General features: G+C 65.1%; 12 protein-coding genes. 4 read left to right on the plus strand and 8 right to left on the minus strand.

Translation table 11 applies throughout. From position 1 onward, the window contains the following. Position 1 precedes the first annotated feature (1 nt). On the plus strand, positions 2-223 hold the full coding sequence (locus AC1DRE_RS11690; RefSeq protein ID WP_476984796.1) for an SCO4848 family membrane protein: 222 nt from the start codon (positions 2-4) through the stop codon (positions 221-223). Between the two features lie 365 nt (positions 224-588). Here the strand turns inward: AC1DRE_RS11690 and AC1DRE_RS11695 are convergent, their stop codons facing one another. Beyond that, the gene (locus AC1DRE_RS11695) at positions 589-726 is read right to left on the minus strand and encodes a hypothetical protein (protein WP_214952588.1); all 138 of its coding nucleotides are present in this window, start codon (positions 724-726) and stop codon (positions 589-591) included. A gap of 197 nt (positions 727-923) precedes the next feature. On the opposite strand from AC1DRE_RS11695, the gene AC1DRE_RS11700 reads away from it, so the two are divergent. Further along, positions 924-1,148: a helix-turn-helix domain-containing protein gene (locus tag AC1DRE_RS11700; RefSeq protein ID WP_011691098.1), complete on the plus strand. Its 225-nt coding sequence runs from the start codon at positions 924-926 to the stop codon at positions 1,146-1,148. On the opposite strand, the gene sufU is transcribed toward AC1DRE_RS11700, so the two are convergent. From sufU to AC1DRE_RS11715, 3 genes are all read right to left on the minus strand, one after another. Beyond that, positions 1,145-1,630, minus strand: a complete 486-nt coding sequence (gene sufU, locus AC1DRE_RS11705) for a Fe-S cluster assembly sulfur transfer protein SufU (RefSeq protein ID WP_476984797.1) — start codon at positions 1,628-1,630, stop codon at positions 1,145-1,147. The genes AC1DRE_RS11700 and sufU overlap by 4 nt on opposite strands. Then, positions 1,627-2,958 carry a SufS family cysteine desulfurase gene (locus AC1DRE_RS11710; RefSeq protein WP_476984798.1) on the minus strand — a complete coding sequence of 444 codons (1,332 nt, stop codon included), beginning with the start codon at positions 2,956-2,958 and terminating at the stop codon, positions 1,627-1,629. The genes sufU and AC1DRE_RS11710 overlap by 4 nt, the downstream gene beginning before the upstream one ends. 125 nt (positions 2,959-3,083) lie before the next feature. Further along, a complete protein-coding gene (locus AC1DRE_RS11715) occupies positions 3,084-5,687 on the minus strand; it encodes a helix-turn-helix transcriptional regulator (protein ID WP_476984799.1) in 2,604 nt (867 codons plus the stop codon). Positions 5,688-6,089: 402 nt separating this feature from the next. Here AC1DRE_RS11715 and AC1DRE_RS11720 point away from each other — a divergent pair, with 402 nt between their 5' ends. After that, positions 6,090-7,130, plus strand: a complete 1,041-nt coding sequence (locus tag AC1DRE_RS11720; RefSeq protein ID WP_476984800.1) for a hypothetical protein — start codon at positions 6,090-6,092, stop codon at positions 7,128-7,130. 101 nt (positions 7,131-7,231) lie between these two features. Here the strand turns inward: AC1DRE_RS11720 and AC1DRE_RS11725 are convergent, their stop codons facing one another. From AC1DRE_RS11725 to AC1DRE_RS11735, 3 genes are all read right to left on the minus strand, one after another. Then, positions 7,232-8,677, minus strand: a complete 1,446-nt coding sequence (locus tag AC1DRE_RS11725; protein ID WP_476984801.1) for a glycosyltransferase family 2 protein — start codon at positions 8,675-8,677, stop codon at positions 7,232-7,234. Then, positions 8,674-10,572, minus strand: a complete 1,899-nt coding sequence (locus tag AC1DRE_RS11730) for a polysaccharide deacetylase family protein (protein ID WP_476984802.1) — start codon at positions 10,570-10,572, stop codon at positions 8,674-8,676. The genes AC1DRE_RS11725 and AC1DRE_RS11730 overlap by 4 nt, the downstream gene beginning before the upstream one ends. Positions 10,573-10,636: 64 nt before the next feature. Continuing rightward, on the minus strand, positions 10,637-12,085 hold the full coding sequence (locus AC1DRE_RS11735; RefSeq protein WP_476984803.1) for a polysaccharide deacetylase family protein: 1,449 nt from the start codon (positions 12,083-12,085) through the stop codon (positions 10,637-10,639). Between the two features lie 589 nt (positions 12,086-12,674). Between AC1DRE_RS11735 and AC1DRE_RS11740 the strand changes: the two genes are divergently transcribed. Next, entirely contained in the window at positions 12,675-13,856 is a 1,182-nt protein-coding gene (locus tag AC1DRE_RS11740; protein ID WP_476984804.1) for a chitinase, read from the plus strand. A 10-nt stretch (positions 13,857-13,866) separates the two neighbouring features. Here AC1DRE_RS11740 and AC1DRE_RS11745 read toward each other — a convergent pair whose 3' ends face one another. After that, positions 13,867-14,634 (minus strand): hypothetical protein, encoded by a 768-nt coding sequence (locus AC1DRE_RS11745; protein WP_476984805.1) that lies wholly within the window; start codon positions 14,632-14,634, stop codon positions 13,867-13,869. Between the last annotated feature and the right edge of the window lie 65 nt (positions 14,635-14,699).

Here is a 14,699-nt window from a genome sequence, read left to right on the forward strand (position 1 = left end):
CGTGCAGCTCCCGGTAGCACTTGCCTGGATCCTGATCATTGCCGGCATCTGGTCCCTGGTGGTCTGGCCCCAGTTCCTCCGCCGTGTGATGAAGGATCCGCGGGCCCGCGACGCAGCAGGCAAGGCCACAAAGTTCCTGACCGTGCACATGGTCCTGGTATCGGTCTCCATGCTGCTCGGTGCCGCCACGGCGGCTATCGGCATCGCCGGACTGGTCGCCTAGCCTGCTCACCGGCCAGGCGGACTTCGCGACCGCCTGGCCGACCGGGCACTCGAGTACTCCGCGCGGAAAATGGAGTAGGCGGGGGCATAAATGAGGTGGACAACACGCTGTTATCCGATCGTAATAAGCCATAGATTTTGTGTTATGGATGCGAACGATATGGAACGGGTTTGGCACGGCAGCCACCGTAAAAACGACCGCAGAAATTGGTCGTTATATTTCGGCCTTACGTTATTGGGGCTTATCGCGTGGGTAATTCTTGTATTTCCCCACTAATCTTCAAATTTCCACTGCACACTCAAAACTCCGGTTGGTCCCCACCTGCCGGAGTTTTGTTTGCCTGCCTGATTTCCCGCCCCGCGGCGCTACCGGACAAAGTCGGAGTAGCCGGCAACGATGGTCAGTACCGTAAGTACCACCAGCGCTATAACGCACACAATTTCCGCCCTGCGAATCCTGTGCTGCGTCTGCCGCCATTCAGCGTCGTCCTGGATATCAGCCATATTTAGAAGCTACGGGGAAGCCCCGGACGCCACTAGAGTAGTCACTACTTGTCTTTTTCCCCATTGCCGCGCGCTCTTCACATGAAGCTCACCATGCCATAAAGTAGCGGTAAGATCGGCGATCGGCTCAGCGACGTTTATCTCAGGATCCAAGTACGTCCTCAGGATTGAACTACGTCCCAGGAGAGCTGAGCACAGTGGCCGCTGAAGGTTTTTCCAATACCCGTTTCCTCACAGTTTCCGAGGTCGCAGAAGTCATGCGCCTTTCCCGGATGACCGTGTACCGGCTCGTCAAGGCGCACGATCTGCCGGCGGTCCGGTTCGGCCGGTCCTACCGGGTCCCCGAGCATGCCATCGAGGACTACGTCCAGCACCACTCCACGCTTGCCGATGACGAGCATCCGGAGGCCGGGAAGACCTAGCGGCTCGTGGATACGGCCTGCCGCAGGGCGTCCTCGGCAGCCACCCACGCCAGCATGGCGCACTTGACCCTGGCCGGATATTTCGCCACGCCCGCCAGGGCCGCCGCATCACCCAGGATTTCCTCGTCCGGCTCCAGCCGGCCGCGTGAGCGCATGAGCTCCCTGAAGTGGCCGATCATTTCGTCCAGCTCCTCCGGCGACGCGCCTTCGGACAATTCGCTGAGTATTGAGGCCGAGGCCATCGAGATGGCACAGCCGTCTCCGTGCCAGTGGATGCCTTTCACCGTCAGCTGCGCTCCGGCTGCCTCCAGCTCAAGGCGCAGCGTTATTTCATCGCCGCAGACCGGATTGAGCTGATGGCATTGCCCCACCCCCGCCTGCTCAGGCATGGCCGCGGCTTCGTCAGCCGTCAGGTCTGACCCGCTGCGGGTTTTTGCATGCTCCAGGATCAGTTGCTGGTACATCGCATCCAACGCGCTCATTTGGACTCCCCCGCGCTTCCGGCACCGAAGTAGGGCCGGACCTGGGCCACGGCTTCGAGCAGGAGGTCCACTTCGTCGGTGGTGTTGTACAGGTACGTGCTCGCCCGGGTGGTGGCGGTCAGGCCCAGCCGGCGGTGGAGCGGCTGCGCGCAGTGGTGCCCCACGCGGACGGCGATGCCCATGCTGTCCAAGTACTGTCCGACGTCGTGCGCGTGCACGCCGGCGACGTCAAAGGCCGCCAGGCCGAGCCGTTCCACGCCTGGACCCGGCCCCACGACACGGACTCCGTCGATGGCGCTCAGCCCGCGGACCAGCCGCTGGCCCAGCGAGGCTTCCCATCCCGCGATACGTTCCATGCCGGTTTCGCGCAGGTAGTTCGCAGCGGCGGCGAGCGCCACCGCCTGCGAGATGGGCTGCGTTCCGGCCTCGAACCGCTGCGGCGCAGGGAGGTACTCCGCCTTTTCCATCGTCACAGTCGTGATCATGGAGCCTCCGGTGAGGAACGGAGGCATTGCGTTCAGCAGTTCCCGCCTGCCGTAGACGCCGCCGATGCCCGTGGGGGCAAGCATCTTGTGGCCGGAGAAAACGGCGAAATCGACGTCCAGGGCCTTGAAGTCCAAGGGCAGGTGCGGCGCGGACTGGCAGGCGTCCAGCACCACCAGGGCGCCGACTTCCCGGGCCAGCCGTACCAGCTCGGCTACCGGGTTGATGGTTCCGAGGACATTCGACGCATGCGTGAAGGCAAGGATCCTGGTGCGTCCGGTAACAAGCCGGGACGCCTCGTCAAGCCGCAACCCGCCGTCGTCGTCGATGGGAATGAACTTCAGCGTGGCTCCGGTGCGCCGGCAGAGTTCCTGCCACGGAATCAGGTTGGCGTGGTGTTCCATTTCCGTCACCACCACCTCGTCCCCCGGGCCGAGGGCGAAACGGCGGGCGTCGGCGCCAACGGTGCCGATGCTGGCATTGGAGAAGGCGTACGCGAGGAGATTGAGCCCGGCAGTGGCGTTGGCAGTCCAGACAAGCTCGTCCTCCGCGGCGCCCACAAAACCGGCCACTGTGGCCCGGGCATCCTCGAACGCGTCGGTGGCCTGGACGGCCAGATGGTGCGCTCCACGGTGTACCGCGGCATTCCTCAGTTCGTAGAACTCCTGCTCGGCTTCGAGCACGCTGCGGGGGTTCTGTGAGGTGGCGCCGGAATCCAGGTAAACGAGGGGCCTGCCATTGATTTCCTGATCCAGGACCGGGAAGTCGTTGCGGATGCGCAGGACCTCGACTTCACTTAGCGCGACGCGGGTGTCTGCGGTAGCGGGAGTGGATACCATGACCAAACTGGAGCTCCTTGATAGGCAAGACCTGCCGACAGCTCACTGCAACGGCGAGGCACACCGCTTGGGTCCGCGGTGCTACTCCTCAATTGTCCCACTATTGACCGGCACGGATTCCGGGCCCGGCATCACTGCCCTGCCGCGTCCAGGCTTTTCCACAGTTCTGCGAGCTCCTGGCGGCGGGAAACCCCAAGCTTGCCGTAGATCCTCTGCAGGTGCGCGTTTACCGTGTTCACGGCTATCCCGAGTTCCGCCGCGACCCGTGCGCTGCCCAAGCCCGAGACAACAAGCACCGCCACTTCGCGCTCCCGCTGTGAAAGCTTGGCCGGATCGGCTACGGCCAGCCGGTTCTTCGCGGATCCGCCGGACCGCGTTGCGCCGGGCACGGATTGGCCGGGCAGTGTCTCGCCGGAGACCGGCCCGCTGTTCCCGTCACTCGACCACCGCCATTCGGCAGCCCCGTCGGCGGCTTGTTCACTTCCCTGCTTCTCAGGCCGTGCCGTTACGCCGAGATTGAGGAGTTCAAGAGCCCGGCGGCCCCGGCCACCGCCGCCCGGCGCCTTGGCCGGTTTCCGGAGCGTCCTCGGGGGCGGGCCTGCGGCGCCGGTAACGGCCGGCCGTGCCACGGACGCGTAGGTTTCAGCGAGCTTGGCCGCGACGTCGCTTTGGGCGGACCGGTCGCCCGCCGGCGAAGCCGCGGCGCCGGGCGCCTGCGCCAGATCCCAGGCCAGCCACTCGGCGGTGGCCTGCGCGCCAAGCGTGAGGGCCAGCAGGTCATCCGGGTCACCGGATATTCCGCCGCCCGCCCCCTGCGCGCGTACGGCTGCACGGCTGGCGGCTGCGCTCCGGCAAAACATCATGGCCCGGAAAAGTTGCAGCGGCCCTCCCGGGTAGCTCATCCATTTGGTGCCGGCACGTTCGTCCGCAGCCCCGGCGCCGGGAGCCTGCCCCAGCCTCGTCAGGTTGGAAGCGTGGATGGTGAGCACCGTGGAGTGGAAATCAACGCTGCACCGCGGCAGGCGCTCGACCGCGTTGAGCGCCCGGGCGGAAAGCGCGACGGCGTCAGCGGACTTTCCCCGCACGGACAGTCCCTGGGAGGCCAGCGCCAGCAGCAGGATTCCGGCGTGGGTTCCCGGTGCATCGTCATGGCCTGCGTGCCCGGTTTCGCAGAAACCGTCGGGACAGAGGCGGCGGAACAGTTCCCCGCCCGGACTTGGCCAGTTCCCCTCCCGTGACTCCAGGAACAGCTGCAGGACGTCCAGCTCATCCTGGACGGCGTTCTGGTAGGTATCGGCGGCCGAATCACCAACCGACGCGGCGGCCGCAAGGCTCAGGCGCCGCCTTGCCCCGTCCAGCACGGAGTTGAGCGCATCGCGGCCGGGATTCATCGGCATCAACGCCTGCAGGAGCAGTGACACCGCGCGGGCGAACTCTATGCTGAGCACGGCCGGCGTCGTTTCCACGAGGCTTCTCAGCAACTCCGCGCTCCTGCCGTACTTGCGGGAATGGAACAGGGCCCGGGCGGCCTCCGTCTGTGCCATCAGCTGGAGCTCGGGCGCCCTAACGGCTTCGGCCGCCTGCAGCGCCCGCTCACTGTCATAAAGGTTGTTCGCGGTGGTGGCCACAGCCAGGAGATCCAGGTCCGGAACCGTCCACCCGGCATCCAGCGCTGCCTCCACCCGGCGCAGGAGATCCCACAGCGGTTCCTCACCCGGGCGGCCGGAATGTGCGGACGCTGTGTCCCGCATCTCCAGCGGCTTCGTCTTACCGGGAAAATGCCGGGCCGCGCTGGCCTCAACCTCGTGGTTGAGGGTGACGTCCGCTCCGCCGTCGCTCCTGATCTGAAGGCGGATCATATGGCGCTGTTCCAATGCGGTCAGGGCCTCCGCCGGCACCACCCGGGCAAGGACGGACAGCGGAGCCGGATCGGCAGCCGCCAGGAATTCGACCACCTGGCGCTGGACCGGCGGAAGAGCCTCAATCCGCCGCCGGGCCAGGTCAAACTGACGTGCCTCCCCGGGTCCCAGCGGACGGACCATGGCGCAGCTGCCGTCATGCTCCACAATCTGCCCGCCCGCCAAGGCTTCCTCGACCAGCCAGCTGGCCGTTAACGCGTTGGCGCCGGAGGCGGCGTGGATGTCGCGCACCAGGCCGCGGCCGGGCCGGGCCGGCAAGCGGTGCTCCAGGAAGGTCCGGAGCTGCTCCAGCGTCAGTTCCTCCAAGGTCACGACGGACAGCTGCCGGGACACCACCGATTCCATCAGTTCCATCTGGAGTTGCCGGTCTGAACGGTGGCTTGCCAGCATCTTGATGTCCGGTTCCGAGAGAAGCTGGTTCAGGACCCACAGTGAGGTGCCGTCCAGGTGGTCCACGTTGTCCAGGACCATCAGGATGCCGGTTGCCCCGGGATCCTGGCTCCGCAGTGCATCGCGGCAGGCCCCGGCAATGGTCAGCGGCGACACCTTGGCCCCTGCCGGCAAGCCCGGCGCCAACACACTGCCGATGCCGAACTTCATCCGGCGGCAGGATTCGGGGATGTTGTGGGCAACAACGGTCAGCTGTCCGGAGAGCGCCTCGGCGGCGGCCCCAAGGAACCTGGTCCGGCCCGAGCCGGCAGCCCCGGTAACGATGACTCCTGAACTCCCGGAACCGGAGAGAGCGCCGATTGCCGCCCGCAGTTCGGCCTCCCGAATGACCCGGGGGAAAGATGGGTTTCCTGCCCAAACGTCCATGGTGCGTCGATTCCTTTGCCGCGGAGCGTGAAGTTCCGGACCGCCCCCAACCCACCTGCCGGCATTAGCAAGTCCTACGCTACCTAGCTACTGTTTGCGCTGGCGCGAGTAGTGACTACTCGAATATCCCGGACCGCCTCCCGCAGGCCAGTTCAGGCTACTCACAGGCATCCGTGTAAAGTAGGGCGGGTGTTAACGGTCTCTGGGTCTCTGACGGTCCTGCTGGCTGCTTCTGGGGAGTAAGCGGCACAGCTGGTTTTCACACCAGCAAATGATTCTTAGGCGCGGCCACGGCTGCGCCAATCTGGCGGTCATGACCCGTACTTGGCGTGCCCCTTTAGCGGCACCTGCCAGCCCTGTTAATGTCCCCAACAGATATGTATCCCAATAAAAATGAAACACATGACCACCCCCATCATGGCTGTGTTGATCCTCCTTGTCGGAGTATTGACCGCCGGCTGCGCCGCCCAATCGGCGCCCAGCCCGTCGGCCTCCACTAGTCCTTCATCGGCCAGCGCAGAGGCAGCGCCGGCAACACCGAAGGCCTCACCGTCACCTAGTTCGGCCCCGGCTGCGGCCCCCGTCAAGGAACCTGCACCCGCTGCGGTTCCCGCCCCGGAAGCAGCTCCTGCCACTGTGGCAGTGGCAGCCGCCGAACCCGCGGCCGCACCGGCCGCCAGCAAATACCCGCTGCACACGAATGTCGTGAGCACCACTTTCTGGGTGGGCGAAATCTTCAACGCGAACCTTGCCGACGGTTCCCAGGTCTGCTCGACGTACAACGGCCAGTGGGCCTTCCAGCACACCGGGATCAACGCCGGCACCACGCCCGATTCGGCCTCCGGCTGCCCCGGCAGCATTTACGGCGGTTGCGACGGCGTGAGCTCCGGTTCCGGTAGCTCATTCGCCTGCGCCACGGAAGCACGCGACGCCTCCAACGGGTACTTCCCCAAGAACCAGCCCGCGCCGCTGGAGAACCCGTTCTACATCGACCTGCCCTACGACGACATTAATGACAGCGTCGCGTTCCAGCAGCGCTGCCAGGTCATCCCGTGGGCTGCCGCGGACAATGCGGCCACCGGTGTGGACCACTGTGCGGACGGTAGCTACTCCTACATGAAGAACCACTGGGTGCAGATGACCGGGCCCAACGGCAACGTTTGCTACGGACAGATCGAAGATGCCGGTCCCTCCAGCGGTTCCGAATACCATGATGCCAACTACGTCTTCGGCGCAGCCGATGCGCGCCCGGCCAACACCGACTTCTCCGCCGACGGCAGTCAAGGCGCAGGAATGGATGTTTCTCCGGCCCTGAACGGCTGCCTCGGCTTTGCCGAGCTGGACGGTAGCGGCGATCACGTCTCGTGGCGGTTTGTTGACCGCGCCGCTGTCCCGGCCGGTCCGTGGCTGAACGTGGAAACCACCTCCGGAGTGAGCGGGTAACCGCAACACCGCGCTGAACGCCGAGGCGCCCCTCCCGCTGGACCACTGTGTCCTGCGGGAGGGGCGCTTTTCGTTTCCGCGCCCGGAATCCGGTGACGGCGCTAGCGGGTGATTCCCGCGCCCGCCGTGGCTTCCTCCAGCTCGAGTGCCTCCCCCTGGACCCGTCTCACCGGGCTGACCCATACCCCGGATGAGGCCGCGGAAAACGCCCGCGGCAGCACCATCAGGCAGATGACCGAGTCGAGGATACGCATGAACGGAAAGAACGGCGCCATCAGCAGGATGCCCGGCCGGCGGAGTGCCAGTGCCGCGATGACAGTCAGCAGGAAATCCGGGAGGAAAACCCCCAGGATGACGTCCTGCGGACGCATGAGTCCGGATAAGTACAGGAAGGATTCGCCGTTCTCGCCGAACGCCTGTACCTGCATGGAGGCCACGAGCGACAGCAGGAAGACCGGAATCAGCAATACAAAGAAGATGCAGCTAATGACGAGTTCGACGATGTAGAACACCAGCACGAACCAGAATTTTCCGGCCTGCAGCCGGTGCCGGCGCACCGTCTGCCAGAAGCCGAGGATCCAGCGCCGGACCTGCCTGGTGTAGTCCTGCAGGTTGTCCGGATCCTGCGTATAGGCCACAGCAGCTGAGGGGTGGAAAGCGATTCGGCCCAGCTTCTTGGCGTGGATCTCAAACGTCATGTTGAAGTCCTCGATGACCAGCCCGGGTGCAAGCACCTTGATTTTCGCGAGTGCGTTTGTCCGGTACATGCTGGCGAAGCCGGGCACGATCGACACGACGTTTGCTCCCCTGGCCGCCTGGCCGTACTTGAGCAGCAGCTGCACCACGATGTAGAGCCGCTCCCGGTAGGCCACCAGGAAACGGCCAAGCACGGTCGGGGCCGGCGGCGTCATGATGGACTTGGCCCGGCCGGCAACGGCAACCACGGAGGGATCAAGGAAGAGGGGCAGGCCGGTCTCCAGATAGTCCGGCGTGGGCCGGGTATCCGCGTCAAGCAGCATCACTACCTTGAACTTCCGGCACAGCTCGAAGTAGGCAATCCCGGCGGCGAGCGCGCCGGCTTTCCCCCTGTTCGGTTCGAGTTCCAGAACCTTGACGCCGGCTGCGCGGGCAATGGCTGCCGTGTCGTCCGTGGACATGTCCGAGATCACGTGGATGTTCCGGAGCGGCACCAGCACCGCGGCAGCCCGGATGGTCTCCCTGATGACCAGGGCTTCGTTGTGGGCGGCAATCAGTACCGCAACATTCCCCGGCAGGATCCTTGGGTCCCTTGCACGGTGACGGCCATGCTCACGCTGGACCTGCCCTCTGTGTGCACGGGGCGCCGGCAGCGTGTGGGCGCCATGGGCGCCGGAGCCAATCCTGTTGGCCAGCGGCCACCGTTGGAGGATCCTGAGCGCGCGTCCGCTCAGCGGCGGTCCCAGCGCCACCCGGCGGATGTACTGCTCATTGGCCAGGCGAAGCAAGCCAACAAACGACCAGAAGACCGTGCTGATACCGAGGACAAGGACAACGTAGACGGCTATCACAGCGACGGCGCTCCAATCGTGTCGTACATGGCGTAGTCATCCGTAGTCAGGGTGCCATTCCTGAAAAGGCTCAGCCCGAAGCTGATTGCGGTTGCGCCGGAGGGCAATGCGGGGGTGGTAAAGCTCGCCTGGGTATAGGAGCCTGCGGCAGCGAACCACGGGCTGGACGTCCAGTAGACCCATGTTCCGGCCGAGTTCCGGTAGTACACGGCGAACTGCGTCACCGCCGTTGACGTATACCAGGCGCGGAGCGAATAGGTCCGGCCGGCGACGGCGGCCGGCGCGCACGATCCGGAGTCGAGGGTCGGCAGGAGTTTCGCGTCACCGTTCACGTAGTTGCTCATCACGAGGCGTTCTGCCTTGGTCCCGGTCCTGGCCGTGGCGACCGTGCTGAAGGACGCGGTGTTCGAACCGTACCCGGCAGTTTGCCAGCACTGTGGCGTCAAACCGGCGCCCGCCGTTTCAAGGCTGGCGTTCTGCACCAGGTTCGTACCGGCCGGCGCCGGCGGCGGCGCTGTCGGTGTTGACGATGCAACGTCGATCATTTCGTAGTCGTCCGTGATGAGTGTCCCGTTGCTGAAGAGGTTCAGCCCGAAGCTGATGCCGCTGGCTCCGGCGGGCAGCGCCGGTGTCGTCCAGCTCGCTTTCTGGAAGGTTGTGGCTGGCCCGAACCACGGGCTCGAGGTCCAGTAGACCCAGGATCCAACACCGGTCCGGTAGTAGAGGGCGAACTGGGTGTTGGCAGTGGACTTGTACCAGGCGCCCAGCGTATACGTGTGCCCGGACGTTGCTGTCGGCGAGCATCCGCCGAGGTCCAGGGACGGCAGCCACTTCGCGTCGCCGTTGACGTAGCCTGTCACCACCAGGCGTTCTGCCCTTGACCCTGTCCGCCCCGGGCTCACCGTGGTGAACGTGGGCGAATTGGTGCCGTAGCCGCCGGCCTGCCAGCACTGGGGCACTCCGTTAACCATGGTCTCAAGGCTCGGATTCTTTACCAGGTTGCCGCTCGTGGGCTGCGGCGGAACGGCCGGACCTGACACGGCAGGTTTTAAGGTTCCCCCGATGACCTGGTTCACGGTCTTCACCGTGGTGGTGGCGGGCCTGGCTTTGAGCCACGCCGCGAACTGCTGGAAGACCGTGGGAGTGACGTTGAGGGGGTCCGCGCTGGAGGCCGCGATGTGGTGGAACGTGAGCTGGATCCAGCCGCCGACGGACTCGGCCTGGGTGACGGAGCGCTGGAGATCGGCCAGCGTCCATGTGTTGTCGACCTGGTCCGGGGCTGCGGTGTTGTAGGCGTTGCCTGGAGGTATGCTTTCGGCCAACGGGCAACCGGCACAGCTGAACCTGGTCCGGATGTCGCCAAGGCCGCGCGCGCTGTTGTACCCGCAGTTTCTCACGATGCCTTCGACTGCGGCGTTTGAGGACGCAAACGGGTAGGCAAAGCTCGTGACGGCAAAGCCCCAGTTTGTGAGGTTGACCCTGTCATTGCACACCTGCCGGGTGGCTTCGTCCGACGGCAGCGTGACGAGGTCCGGGTGGGTCACGGTGTGGCCGCCGATTTCATGGCCGTTCGCCGCCAGGCCCTGGAGGTTGGCCACCGTCAGGTAGTTGGGGCTGTTGATGACGCCTGAGGTGATGTAAAACGTCCCGTCGATACCGTAGTTGTTCATGATCTGGGCAGCCGTCAGCTGGTCCGCGTTGCCGTCGTCGAACGTCAGCGAAACCACCGTGGGCGCCGCCGCCTGGGCCGGGAACGCCAGCGCGGTCAGGCCCGAGACGGCCAGGGCCACGATGCCCATGGCCGTCACGGCCGTTCGCGCCCATTTTCGCAATCTGTAGCGCCCGGCATCCACGTCAGTCCGGCCTACTATTCGCCCGGAAGTTTCAAACCTCATGGCAATCGACTCGATTCTTTTTTTCGAGCCCGTGGAAGCCTCTGCGCTGGCAACGGGCGGGGCATTACGGGGCGACCGGCGCCCCCGTGTCTAACATCTCGTAGTCATCTGTAGCCAGCTCCCCGTCGCTGAACAGATTCAGTCCAAAGCTGATGCCGACGGCGTCTGCCGGCACCGGTGGTGCGGTCCACTCAGCCTGCCGGTAGGCAGAGCTGGCAGGAAACCATGGGCTGGCTGTCCAATAGGTCCAGGTGCCAACCTTGTTGCGGTAATACAACTCGAACTGCGTGGATGCCGTGGACGTGTACCACGCCCGCAGGGTGTAGCTGTGGCCGGGAACGGCGCTCGGCGCGCACGCCCCCAGGTCAAGGACAGGCAGCAGTTTCGCGTCGCCGGATACGTAGCCGGTGACATCCAGACGGCGTGCGATGCCCCCGCTGCGGCCGGGGGTCAATGTACTCAGGACGTGTGAATTCTCGCCATAGGAGGACACCTGCCAGCACTCCGGGAGTCCGTATTTCCCTGCTGTCTCCAGCCCGGGGTTCCGCAGCGCGTTGACGCCCGGCGGTGCCGGCGGAGCAGCGGGCCCGGCCACGGCCGGCTTTGCCCCTCCTCCGATGACGTCGTGGACGGTGCGGATGGCGGTGGTGCCCTCGTCGGTGCGGGTAGCCAGCCAGGAAACGAAGTCGCTGAACAGCGCCGGGCTGACGGACCGCGGGCTGCCGCTGTCATCTATGTCGAAAAAGCTCAGCTGCAGCCAGCCTCCCGCCGTTTCCGCTTGCATGACTGACTGCTGCAGATCATTGATGGTCCAGGCGGAACCGACTTCCGGCGTCGACCTGGTACTGAAGACGTCGGCCGGCCGCACCGTTTCGGACACGGCGCAATCCGCGCAGCCCAGGCGGCTACGGACATCACCCTGGCTGCGCGCACTGTTGTAGCCGCAGCCGGCCACGGTTGCTTCGGCCTCCGGTGACTTTGCGGCAAAAGGATAGGCGAACGAGGTCACTTTAAAACCCCACTCGGTCAGGTTCGTACGGTCATTGCAGACCTGCCGCTTGGCCTCGTCAGGATCCAGCGCCGTCAGGTCGGCAAGCGTTGCGGTGTGGCCGCCGATCTCATTTCCGTCGGCAGCCAAGGCATGGAGATCCTCCACGGTCATGTAATCCTTTGCCCCCAGGAAGCCTGAGTTGACGAAGAACGTCGCCCGCAATCCGTTGCTTTTCAGGACCTGGGCGGCGGCCAACTGGCTGGCCCTCCCGCCGTCGAAAGTCAGCGTGACCGTGGTCAGCGCAAGGCTGCTGTCCACTGGTGCCGAAAAATTCTTCAGTGGCCCCGGTGCATTGCCGCCCGGCGCCGTGCCGTTGTTCGGTGCCAGGGCGGCGGACCCCGTGAAGAGGGCAAGCGCCGCCAGCGACGAGACTGCCCAGAGTGTTGTCCGCTTTCGCTGCCTCGTCAACCCGGACCGGAGCGGATCGCCCTGATCCCCCAATGGTTCCAGCCGTTGCCTCATGACAGATATCCCCTCTTACATCCGTGTTGCCCGGCCGCAAGAGGATCCCCCCAGGCCGCAGTGATTCATCGATTGACACCCCGAAGGGGTCGGTGACGACTGGGGGGAAGCCTTGGTCTCAAAGGCTTGTTCGCCACCGACCCCCGATCATGGGCCCCGGGCCTGTGCGCCAGGGCTGGCTGCCTTACGGCAGCGGTGTCGGCAAGAGTGGGAGAGAAAGACATAGCCAGCACCGATGGCCGGGGCGATCCTGCCGCCTTGACCACGAACTGCCGTCCAGGGGCATGGTTGCGGGCTTTCGCCCGCAATTGTGCGTCCATTCCCATTTTGAGACCCGATTCTCCCCCGGAACTCCGTATCTATCCGACATCCAAAGCCTATTAAGGACAGTGTTCGGCGGCACGAGTGGTGCCTACCCGTCTTTCCGTCCGGCAGGTGCCGGGCAGGCCCGGTGCCACTCGTCCGCTACCTGAATTGATACTCGATGTACACCTGACAACACCCGTGTTGGCTGGCGCTCAGACAGCGTCGGTAGGCAGGCCGTGGTGAAATGGTGTCTAAGCACACCAGAGGGGGGCGTGGGATCAATATGACAGCACTTAACCGCGGCTCGGATCCGGCCGTCAGGGCGGAGGCGGAGCCCGCCCCGACGCCAGGTTCCGGCAGCTCGCGCTCCCGCCGGAAGCTGCGGCTGCGGCCGCAGCTTCGCCCGCCGTCAACGCCCCTGATGGCTGCTGTTGCCGTGACCACCATCCTGGCTTGCGTCATCTTTTTTTGGACCTGGCGGTCCGGCTTGGCCACAGGCGCCGCACAGCCGACGTGGTTCGCCGGGTATGTGGACGTCACAGTGTCGCCTCCCTACGCTTTTGAAGAGGCCTCCGGGCCGGCCAGCACGGATGTGGTACTGGCGTTCCTTGTAGCGTCTCCCCAGGACTCCTGCGTGGCCAGCTGGGGCGCCGGCTACGGCCTCGAAGAAGCAGGTACGGCCCTGCGCCTGGACAAACGGATTTCCGTGCTTCGGTCCCGGGGAGGGTCAGTCTCGGTGTCGTTTGGCGGTTCCCTGAACCGTGAACTGGCCACCGCGTGCCAGGACGAGGCTAAGCTCCGCACTGCCTACCGGGACGTTGTTGAACGCTACGAGCCTTCGTTCATCGACTTCGACCTGGAAGGCGCCGACCTCCTTGACCAGGCCTCCGGCGAGCGCCGCGCCAAGGCGGTGGCCTCCCTGCAAGGGGACCGCAATGCGTCCGGACAAAGGCTCGCCGTCTGGCTGACGCTGCCGGCTTCCCCGCGTGGACTTACCGACGCCGGCATAGCCGCCGTGGAGCAGATGCTTCATGCAGGCGTCCAGCTGTCCGGGGTCAACATCATGACCATGAATTACGGCGCCAGCCGCAGCAGTTCCCAGGGGATGCTGGAGGCCGCCACAGCAGCGGCAGACGCCACCCACGACCAGTTGGGCATCGTCTACCAGCGCGCGGGCGTCAACCTTAGCCGGGAACAGGTCTGGAAAAGGATCGGTCTCACCCCCATGATCGGGCGCAATGACCTGCCCGGGGAGATCTTCGAATTGGACGCGGCACGGGGCCTAAAAGACTATGCGATGGGACTGGGGGTCCAGCGCCTGTCGATGTGGTCGCTCAACCGCGACGCTCCCTGCCCTTCCAATGATCAGGGGCAGGACGCATCCTTCACCTGCAGCGGCGTGGACCAGGGCGCGACGCGCTTCGCCGATCTCCTGGGATCCGGGCTCCCTGGCAGGATGGGCTAAGCCTGTGCCGCTACTTCACCTGGCTGGTGGTGACCACGTCCAGCCAGGGACCCGGCGGAACGTCCTGTACATCCACGAATTGCCAGTCGACCCTGTCCGCTTCGCCGTCCAGGTCGCTGAAGCCCAGGCAGCCGTTGAGGGCCGGCGACACGTCCATGCCTGCGCCGTTGAACTCCCGGTTGACCGGCCGCGCGTCGTTCGAGCCGAAGACGTACTCCTTGTCCTGGTACTGCCCCGGGCCGGCATCCTGAATCTGGCCGTAGCACTCCTTGCCGTCCTTGCGGATCTTGACCCAGCGGTTCTTCATGTAGCTGAAGGAGCGGTTGGTGGCCTGGCCTTTGTACCCTTCGTCGTTGGCCCAGGGAATGACGTCGGCGCGCTCGCGGAAGGCTGCCGGGTTGTTGACATCGTCATAGGGAAGGTCCAGGTAGAAGGGGTTCTCCCTGGGCCTGAAGCTGCTGGGCGCGTATCCGTTTGAACCCGATCGTACCTCGGTCTCACAGGCGGTGGACGTAACCTTGCCATCACAGCCGCCGTAGCTCGCCATCCACTGCGAGTCGTAGGTGGAGAAGACCTGGCTGCCATCCTCGGCATTGGGGTTGAAGACCTCCCCCACCCAAAAGGTGGTGGCCACAATATCCGTGTGCCAGGGGTATTTGCCCTGTGGTCGCGGCTGCGGCTCCGACGGCGTGCAGGCCGTGGCAACCACGGCCAGAAGGATGACTGTTGCCACCGTTCCGCCCCGGCGGCGGTTGCGCACGGAGCCCCGATCTTTCATTTCTGATCCCCCGAATCAATGAACTGCAGTGTTGTGGACTGGACAGCGGCGAGGGCGGCCGCGCA

Source organism: Arthrobacter sp. P4_H3, assembly GCF_056400885.1.

Excerpts from the sequence above, each read along its gene's own strand:
- AC1DRE_RS11695 (WP_214952588.1), bottom strand. The coding sequence starts at position 726 with ATGGCTGATATCCAGGACGACGCTGAATGGCGGCAGACGCAGCACAGG.
- sufU (WP_476984797.1), bottom strand. The coding sequence starts at position 1,630 with ATGAGCGCGTTGGATGCGATGTACCAGCAACTGATCCTGGAGCATGCA.
- AC1DRE_RS11715 (WP_476984799.1), bottom strand. The coding sequence starts at position 5,687 with ATGGACGTTTGGGCAGGAAACCCATCTTTCCCCCGGGTCATTCGGGAG.
- AC1DRE_RS11720 (WP_476984800.1), top strand. The coding sequence starts at position 6,090 with ATGACCACCCCCATCATGGCTGTGTTGATCCTCCTTGTCGGAGTATTG.
- AC1DRE_RS11730 (WP_476984802.1), bottom strand. The coding sequence starts at position 10,572 with ATGAGGTTTGAAACTTCCGGGCGAATAGTAGGCCGGACTGACGTGGAT.
- AC1DRE_RS11735 (WP_476984803.1), bottom strand. The coding sequence starts at position 12,085 with ATGAGGCAACGGCTGGAACCATTGGGGGATCAGGGCGATCCGCTCCGG.
- AC1DRE_RS11740 (WP_476984804.1), top strand. The coding sequence starts at position 12,675 with ATGACAGCACTTAACCGCGGCTCGGATCCGGCCGTCAGGGCGGAGGCG.
- AC1DRE_RS11745 (WP_476984805.1), bottom strand. The coding sequence starts at position 14,634 with ATGAAAGATCGGGGCTCCGTGCGCAACCGCCGCCGGGGCGGAACGGTG.